The 7,141-nt window shown below is 68.8% G+C and carries 10 protein-coding genes; 4 read left to right on the forward strand and 6 right to left on the reverse strand.

Annotation, left to right across the window (positions count from 1 at the left end):
- Positions 1-122 precede the first annotated feature (122 nt).
- Positions 123-1,313 carry a tyrosine-type recombinase/integrase gene (locus BMY61_RS32400; RefSeq protein WP_075004155.1) on the forward strand — a complete coding sequence of 397 codons (1,191 nt, stop codon included), beginning with the start codon at positions 123-125 and terminating at the stop codon, positions 1,311-1,313.
- 497 nt (positions 1,314-1,810) lie between these two features.
- Positions 1,811-2,287, forward strand: a complete 477-nt coding sequence (locus tag BMY61_RS32405) for a helix-turn-helix domain-containing protein (protein WP_143094633.1) — start codon at positions 1,811-1,813, stop codon at positions 2,285-2,287.
- Positions 2,288-2,539: 252 nt separating this feature from the next.
- On the opposite strand, the gene BMY61_RS46640 is transcribed toward BMY61_RS32405, so the two are convergent.
- The 3 genes from BMY61_RS46640 to BMY61_RS32415 all read right to left on the reverse strand — a co-directional run bounded on the left by BMY61_RS46640 (position 2,540) and on the right by BMY61_RS32415 (position 4,432).
- The gene (locus BMY61_RS46640; protein WP_161791241.1) at positions 2,540-2,710 is read right to left on the reverse strand and encodes a hypothetical protein; all 171 of its coding nucleotides are present in this window, start codon (positions 2,708-2,710) and stop codon (positions 2,540-2,542) included.
- Between the two features lie 289 nt (positions 2,711-2,999).
- Entirely contained in the window at positions 3,000-3,437 is a 438-nt protein-coding gene (locus BMY61_RS32410) for a hypothetical protein (RefSeq protein ID WP_042446513.1), read from the reverse strand.
- A gap of 110 nt (positions 3,438-3,547) precedes the next feature.
- Positions 3,548-4,432 carry a hypothetical protein gene (locus BMY61_RS32415; RefSeq protein WP_143094634.1) on the reverse strand — a complete coding sequence of 295 codons (885 nt, stop codon included), beginning with the start codon at positions 4,430-4,432 and terminating at the stop codon, positions 3,548-3,550.
- Positions 4,433-4,554: 122 nt separating this feature from the next.
- On the opposite strand from BMY61_RS32415, the gene BMY61_RS45475 reads away from it, so the two are divergent.
- On the forward strand, positions 4,555-4,752 hold the full coding sequence (locus BMY61_RS45475; RefSeq protein ID WP_143094635.1) for a hypothetical protein: 198 nt from the start codon (positions 4,555-4,557) through the stop codon (positions 4,750-4,752).
- A 78-nt stretch (positions 4,753-4,830) separates the two neighbouring features.
- Here the strand turns inward: BMY61_RS45475 and BMY61_RS32420 are convergent, their stop codons facing one another.
- Positions 4,831-5,184 (reverse strand): hypothetical protein, encoded by a 354-nt coding sequence (locus BMY61_RS32420; RefSeq protein ID WP_052438620.1) that lies wholly within the window; start codon positions 5,182-5,184, stop codon positions 4,831-4,833.
- 368 nt (positions 5,185-5,552) lie between these two features.
- Here BMY61_RS32420 and BMY61_RS32425 point away from each other — a divergent pair, with 368 nt between their 5' ends.
- Positions 5,553-5,735, forward strand: a complete 183-nt coding sequence (locus BMY61_RS32425) for a hypothetical protein (RefSeq protein WP_042446507.1) — start codon at positions 5,553-5,555, stop codon at positions 5,733-5,735.
- Between the two features lie 218 nt (positions 5,736-5,953).
- On the opposite strand, the gene BMY61_RS32430 is transcribed toward BMY61_RS32425, so the two are convergent.
- Both BMY61_RS32430 and BMY61_RS32435 read right to left on the reverse strand, forming a co-directional pair.
- The gene (locus tag BMY61_RS32430; RefSeq protein WP_042446504.1) at positions 5,954-6,475 is read right to left on the reverse strand and encodes a hypothetical protein; all 522 of its coding nucleotides are present in this window, start codon (positions 6,473-6,475) and stop codon (positions 5,954-5,956) included.
- An 84-nt stretch (positions 6,476-6,559) separates the two neighbouring features.
- Entirely contained in the window at positions 6,560-6,874 is a 315-nt protein-coding gene (locus tag BMY61_RS32435; RefSeq protein WP_042446502.1) for a hypothetical protein, read from the reverse strand.
- Between the last annotated feature and the right edge of the window lie 267 nt (positions 6,875-7,141).

A 7,141-nucleotide genomic window follows, 5' to 3' on the forward strand; every position in this document is an offset into this window, starting at 1 on the left:
TTACCCACACAGGCTTCCCTCTATAATTTGCGTTGTCGCAGGTAAATTCGATCATGGTTTCGGCCGCACGCCCAGCACACCCCTGAGGGGTATGCGGCGCGCCCCGAGGCGGAGGAGTGCTCGTGACGGGACGCGACGGCGAGGAGATCGTCGACGCCGAGCTGGTGGAGGAGGGGCCCGACTGGTCCGCGGCGGTGGTGCCCGCGCAGCCGCGCCGGCCGGGCGGGCCGCGCTACCTGGTGGACCGGCACACGGTGCTGGAGCCGGGGGAGCTGCCGCCGACGGTGGAGGACCTGCCGCGCTACACCGAGGCGGACTTCCGCATCAGCGAGGACACCGCGAAGCGGCGCGGGCGGGCCGGGTCGGCCAACACCCGGATCAACCGCGACGCGACGGTGCGCCGGTTCGAGGCCTGGTGCGCGGCCGAGGGCCGGGTCGCCCGGCCCTGCACGGACGCCACGTTCCTGGAGTACGCCGGGCACCTGATGCGGCAGCAGCCCCGGCTGAAGGCGAATACCGTCGGCATCTACCTCGGCCACGTCTGGCGCTGGCAGCCGTCCGGGATGCGGCCCGACCGCCTGGAGGTCACCGAGCTGCTGGAGACCTACCGGCGGGAGAACCCGCGCGCGGCGCGCAAGCGGCAGGCGCCGGCGCTGCGCCTGGACGACGTGCTGGCCATGCTGGAGGCGATCGACGAGACCACCGCGACCGGCACGCGCGACGCCGCGCTGCTGGCGGTGATGTACCTGATGCTCGCGCGCCGCAGCGAGATCGCCGCCATCGACCTCGAGTACACCGAGGTGCTGGACCACCTGGTCGTCATCGACCTCGGCTCCGACAAGACCCACCAGGACGGCGAGGGCCTGGACCTGGTCCGCCTGCACGACCGCCCGGACCTGCAGCCGGTCCGCCGCCTGCGCGCCTGGATCGGGTGGCTCAAGGCGCAGGGGATCACCAGCGGCCCGTTGTTCCGGCAGCTGTCCACCGGCGACAAGCTCACCGCCCGCGCCCGCTCGGACGGACCGCAGGCCCGGCTGTCCGCCGCCGCCATCGGCGAGCGGGTCCAGGTTCTGGCCGCGAAGGCCGGCGTCACCAAGACCGCGAAGGTGACCTCGCAGGGCGTGCGCGCCGGCGCGGCCACCGACCTGGCCGAGGCCGGGGTGCGCGGGAAGGCGCTGAACCGGGCGGGCCGCTGGCGGGAGGACTCGCACACCGCGGAGGAGGTGTACGTGCGCCCGCTGGACGGCGAGCGGCCGAACCCCTTCGCCGCCGTCTCCCCCCGTCCAGATCAGACGCCGGTCCCGGACGCCTGAGTCAGCGGTGCGGGTCGATCTGTTCGAGGACCCACTCGACGAGTGCGCGGGCGACGCCGCCGCACGCGCTACGCAAGGCCGCCTGGGCCAGCTCGTCGCGGCTCGTCGTCGTGCGGGCGGGCCGACGGGGCCGGGGCGGTCGGCCCGTGCGGCCGGGACCGGCAGGAGGCCTATGGGACGCGCGGTGCTTGCGTGACACTTCGGTGCCTTTCGCTCCATGAGTTTCTGATGTCACATCAGTATGCGCAGACACCACCTCTCACCTGCAGTTTCTTCAACATCTTCGGTCCGGATCGGCCCTCTTCCGGCAGTCGCGGACACGGTGGGACGCTGACAGACAGCGTCTGACACCAGCCAGCAGCGAGGGGGCCGAGATGGCGAGTCCGGGGCGGTTAGCACAGCCTCCGGCGGATGCGTTTCCGAGCCGCGCGGCCGCGCGGCTCAACGCTCTCCTGCATCACGTCCACCTGCGGGCCGGGCGCCCCAGCTCCCGGCAGATGGCCATCATGATCAAGCGGCAGGGCGTGATGTCCCCGCCGGCCTCGCACAGCACGGTGTACGACGCGTTCGCAACCGTCCGGCTCCCTTCCCAGCAGCTCGTGGTCGCGCTGCTGGACGTGCTCACCGAGGTCGGCCTGCTACGGAACAGCGCGGACCGGGAGTCCCTCAAGCAAGGCGCCGCCGACTCGTGGCTCCGCGCGGCCGCCGCGGAGACCGGCGCCGACGACGGCCTGGATGAGGCGCTGCCGGAGTTGCAGACCTTCCTGTCACCGAATTCCCCCCTGCGTGAGCTGTCGCTGGTCACGCCCGAGGAGGCCGGGCAAGTCCTGCGGCTGCCGCCCGCCGAGGTCCAGCGGCTCATGGACAGCCACGAACTGGAGGCGGTACAGGTATCCCCGCGCCGGCAACGAGTTCTTGCCGAGGCGCTGCAGGCGTATCTCGACCGGATCAGGGAGGGCGGCATCGCCAGCTGACCCCGGCGGCCGAGGCGAGCGCCCGCAAGCGTGTCAACCAAAAAGGTTGACAAGCGGTAATGGCAAATGTCCATTTTGTCGCACTCGGGCGCGCTACGATGCGGGGGATCCGTCTGATCGGATATAGCAACATGCAACGGGACCCCGCGCCTACCGGTGGAATGGATCGGCGCGAGGCCCCTGATCGCGATGAGCGGCCGCAGAGCGGCTCGAAGGGCGGCAACCCTTCGGGCCGTTCCCCTTTAAGGCCGGCTACCGCCAGAAGCGGTTGCCGATCTCCCAGGCCAACTTCGCGGCCTCGACAGCGGTCTGTGCGAGGCGGATGCGGTTGGTGCGGCTCTCGTCCTGATCGCGGGAGCGGTCCCGGCTCGGCCCGGCGTTCTTCGCCCGGGTCTTCCGGTTCCGGCTCTTGCGCTCAGTCATAGCCCCGCCCTTGGGTAGTTGGATCAACAGCTGAGCCGCACGGGCACGGACAAGGACATCCGGAACCGCGCGCCTCATCCGTTGGTCCAACGGGGAAGCGGGGATAAGCCTAGCGAGTCACTCGCAAACACCCTCGATCGTTGTCGCGATCTTCCGCACCGTCAGCGGTCGTCGCAGGTCGTGGCGTTATGGCCCCTGTGGATATCTACTCTGACCCACAGGTGGCGGCATACGCCGATCGGCTGCCGGTGTTGCCCGGCTACGCCACCTCTTCGCTGGCCCTGGCGGCTTAAAGGTCGTTCGGCACCTCCTCGAGACGACCGCCAGCGCGGTGGCGCGTCCATCGCACCCCGGCCTGGTCGGTGAAGGAGAAGGTGATCGGGTTCTTCTCGCCCCGGCGTTCCGGCTCGCCGTCGTCGACCGCAGCCACGGCCTTGCCGCCCACCGGGATGATCCCCGCCAACGGGACGACGGGCTGCCCCGTGCGGGGCGCCTTGACGTCGTAGACAGCGCCGTTGCTGTTGTTCTCGACGACGTACATCCCGTCGTCCTTGTAACCGTGGACAGTGCTGGCCTGGGCGCGTCGGGCTCTTGCGACGTCGTTCCGCCACAGCTTGAGCGCCAGCAGGAGCGCGCCGACCGTGCCGAGGGCACCGAAGCAGGTGGCGACGGCGGTCGTCACGTCCGTCGCCGTCGATCCGGTGGTGACCGTGATGGGTGTCTGCATGGGCGGCACCGTAGGCGTCGCCCCTACGCAGACCACGTAGGGCGTTCCGGTCGGTCACCCGTCCGGCTGGCACCGCTGGGTCGGAACCCCGGTGCGAGCTTCCAGCTCTGTCACGGTTGCAAGGTGACATGCGGCGAAGGCGTGCAGGCGAACCTTGCTGCCTGCTCGGGGTAGATGATTCCCAGGCCCAGCACAGTCAGCAGGTGATCGCAGGATTCGTTGAGCGCCCTTTCCGCGGTGATGGGCGCGTAGAGGTCTTCATGGCCGGCTGGCGCCGTCGCCGCGAGGACGGGCTGTTCGGCGGCGTATTGCACGTGGTTGATGAGGTGAGCGGTCCGCGCCGCGCGGAAGTCGTCATCGGTGAACTCGTCACGGGCGAGGTTCTTGGTAGCCCGGAGGCGGGCGTCGATCAGCCCCACGTAAGAGTCGACGGCGAGCGGGGCACTGGGGTGACCGAGCCCCCTGCGCAACGTCCCGAACCCTGGCTCGAAGACGTCGCGCAGGGTGCGCTCCAGGGCGGCGAGATCGACTCGTCCGGTATAGGCGGCGTCCGTGACCAGGTCCAAGAGCTTCTTACGGGCGGCCGGTGCTGCCGAGGGGTGGTCGAACTGTTTCAGGATGTCCTTGGCGGACTGCCGTGCTCGCGGTCGGCTGACCCTCGGGTCGCCGAGCCAGGTCTTGAGGGCGACCCTCACCTGCCGCAGCGGCACGAACTCGTCGCCCCAGTACAGCCACACGGCTACAGGGATCTGGGCCAGTCCCCGGATGCTCACGCTCTGACGGTGGTGCAGCAGCGTGAGCAGCAGGTGCCGCTGTGACTCCTCGTACAGCGCGGCGTGCGATCCGTGCCCCTTGCCCGCTGGACGGCGCTGCGGGTAGTCCAGCAGGCCGGCCTGGGTCCAGTCGCGGATCCGACGTGTCGTGAGGGCGTATCCGGCGGCGGCCGCGTCCGCGACGAGCTGGTCGATCGTCGCCGGTCCGGTAATCGCGCTCATGGCTATGGAGATTACACGCAAGTGCCCCACCTGAGGTGGTTCCATGTGACGTCGCACAAGCCACATAGTGAGAGTAGGGCCGCCATCCAAGGCGACATCATCCTCATGGAAGGAGCACGGAAGTGGCGAAGCAGACTACCCCCGGAGTGACCCCGGTCGCGATGGCCTTCGCGCTGTACCACCTGGTCACCATCGTGATCGACGCGGAGACCTGCATGAACAACCTGCGCGCTTACCAGGCGCGACAGTCCGGGGCCAACTTGGCTCGGCTACTGCTGGCGGAAGGCGTGCTGATCAAGGATCTCGGCCTGGGCGCCTGATCCGAGCGACGTCGGTGGTGTGGCGCCTGACGGCGCCGCGCCGCCGACGTCGCTCGGCGATATCAACGCCGGAGACGTTCAGGCCTCGGTGGAGTGAGCGTCAGGCCGCTGGTCCTCGAAGAGGTCCAGCTTCGTCCCGAAGAGGTTCTCCCCCGTGGGGAACACGGTCTTCTCGTACAGGGCGTGCTGGCAGATCAACGACTTGTCGGGGGCGGACAGCTTCAGCTCCCGCCGGGCTTCGGTCGGCTCCGTGAACCACTGTTGTACGGCCAGGAGCTGAAAACCGGTCGAGCTGGAGTGATCGCCGTAGACGAGACGTGTCAGCCCTTCAAGTACCCGTTCGTGACTGAGGTCTTTCCGCGTGCCTGCGGGGTCAGAGAACGATACGGTCCACGACCACCTCTGGTCGTCCTGAACGGAAGCCCACTGCACACACGCCCCCCGAGACCGGCATCGGCGTCGGCCTCTACGCCGACGCCGGCATGGAGATCAACGCGTCCGGGGTCACACGCCGAGACGGGTCACTAACCATGTGGCCGAGGGTTGGGAGGGCCCCCGCAGCCGGTGTCCCAATGTGACAACTTGCCCGATTTGACACCGTGTCTCATCGACGCTGAGCAATAACCGAAGCAATAACCGACTACGGAGCGTTGATCCACTGACCATGCGTCGAAGGTGACGGACGTTTTTTCTGACAAGGATTTGAACAGGCGCGGTTCGGCCTACGAAGATTCTCCTCAGCTCAACTCGCCACCGGTCACAGCCGTGTGGACCGGGGCGGGCGACCTGCGGGAGTCCGATTGGCCGGCAGACACCGCCGCGACCGGAACGACGACCGCGAGGAACCGAAGCGCAACCCGTGGGCCCGAGTCTGGACCTGGGTCAAGATCAGCACGACGCTGTACGGCCTATACGACCGACACAGCGTGACCGCGAACCGCCTCATCGACGAGGCGCGGGAGTGGATCGAGCATCAGATCTGACACCGGGATGTGAAGAGCCCCGGCGCTCCAACGCCGGGGCCCTTGGTACCTCGCCCAACTGAATCGAGGTGATCACGCTCCGGGTCGCCGCCCCTTCTCCTTGACCGGACGGGGTGGCGACCCTCTCTTCTCCGCCGAGACGGAGTGCACGGGTCGTCGCTACCTCGGCGGTAGCGTCGAGTCCTACCGGCATAGGTAACGTCATGTGGCCCATCGCGTCAATGCGGCTGTGGCGTCGCCGGGTCCGCCTCTTCGAGCTGCAACGCGATCCGGGCGAGCCGTGCGGCCTCGCGCATGCAGTGGCCCCAGTCGCACCCGTCGCCGACTGCCGGGGTGGCCGCGGCGTCGCTCATGGCGCGGAGCGCGGCGATGGCGACGACGCAGGCGGGATTGTCGGAGCCCATGTCGGTGAAGGGCGCCGCCGCAATTTCGTCCGGCCACGTGAAGGGCGGCGCGGCGGTGATGTTGCGCGCGTAGTCCTCGAACTCGTCGAATCCGTCGAGGGCTTCGGCGACGGCCCTGAGGAGGCTGCTCCTGCTGCTCCGGGGATAGTCGACGGACCACAGCGCGTAGGCGGCTCCGCGCAGGACGGATGAGCTGCTCTCGGTGAGGCGAATGTCGTCCGCTGCTCGCCGAAGGATCGTCGGCCACTCCCAAGTCTGGTCTTCCCCTCTCACCTCCTCGGAGAGCTCGGCCTCGTGCTGCAGGGCGTCGTACAGTGCCCGGACGGAGTCGATCATTCTGCCTTCTCCCTGGTCGGTGCTCGGTTTGCGCTGGGGCCACGGATAGCACCCCCGGGCCCAGGCCGTGGCCGATGCTCCGATTCACCCCCCGGTGAGGGTGACGATCTTCGAGTCCCAGTCGGGTCCGCCGTCGACGATCGCGGTCAGCACGACGTCGGTGTGGTGCGTCCAGGCGTTCACCTGGACCTGCTGGCCGGCCCGGCAGGTCCGGCGGATCGAGTCGTGGCTGAAGTAGGTGCCGAGGTGCATGTTCACGGCGCGGAGGTCGACGCAGCCGCGGTCGGCGCGGACGTAGCCGATCAGCCGGAAGCCTCCGCGCTCGCGGGTGACGGCGAAGTCGGCGACCCCCGATGATGTCGAGTCTCCAGCGACCGCTTGGACGGAAACCCATTGCACCGGCCGTAGGGCGGCGGCGTCCGCGGCTGCTGGGCTGACCAGCATTAGGGCTGTGGCAACGGCGGCGGCAGGAAGACGCACAACGGACTCCGGACACGGGGAGCGGGACGGACCGTTGTCCAACGCCTCGGCCATTGCCCCGGTCACTTCACGGGAGGGTGATCTTGGCCTGTCGGGCATAGCTTGATTCGTATGAGCACCATGTCGGCGGAGGCCCCTCTCGGCCGTCCGTCCTTCTCGGGGTCGATCACGTTCGGCCTGGTCGCG

The organism is Streptacidiphilus jiangxiensis (assembly GCF_900109465.1).
GTDB classification, from domain to species: domain Bacteria; phylum Actinomycetota; class Actinomycetes; order Streptomycetales; family Streptomycetaceae; genus Streptacidiphilus; species Streptacidiphilus jiangxiensis.

Bases quoted from the DNA above. Each gene is read 5' to 3' on its own strand.
- BMY61_RS32405 (WP_143094633.1), top strand. From the start codon at position 1,811: ATGGCCATCATGATCAAGCGGCAGGGCGTGATGTCCCCGCCGGCCTCG.
- BMY61_RS46640 (WP_161791241.1), bottom strand. From the start codon at position 2,710: ATGACTGAGCGCAAGAGCCGGAACCGGAAGACCCGGGCGAAGAACGCC.
- BMY61_RS32410 (WP_042446513.1), bottom strand. From the start codon at position 3,437: ATGCAGACACCCATCACGGTCACCACCGGATCGACGGCGACGGACGTG.
- BMY61_RS32415 (WP_143094634.1), bottom strand. From the start codon at position 4,432: ATGAGCGCGATTACCGGACCGGCGACGATCGACCAGCTCGTCGCGGAC.
- BMY61_RS32430 (WP_042446504.1), bottom strand. From the start codon at position 6,475: ATGATCGACTCCGTCCGGGCACTGTACGACGCCCTGCAGCACGAGGCC.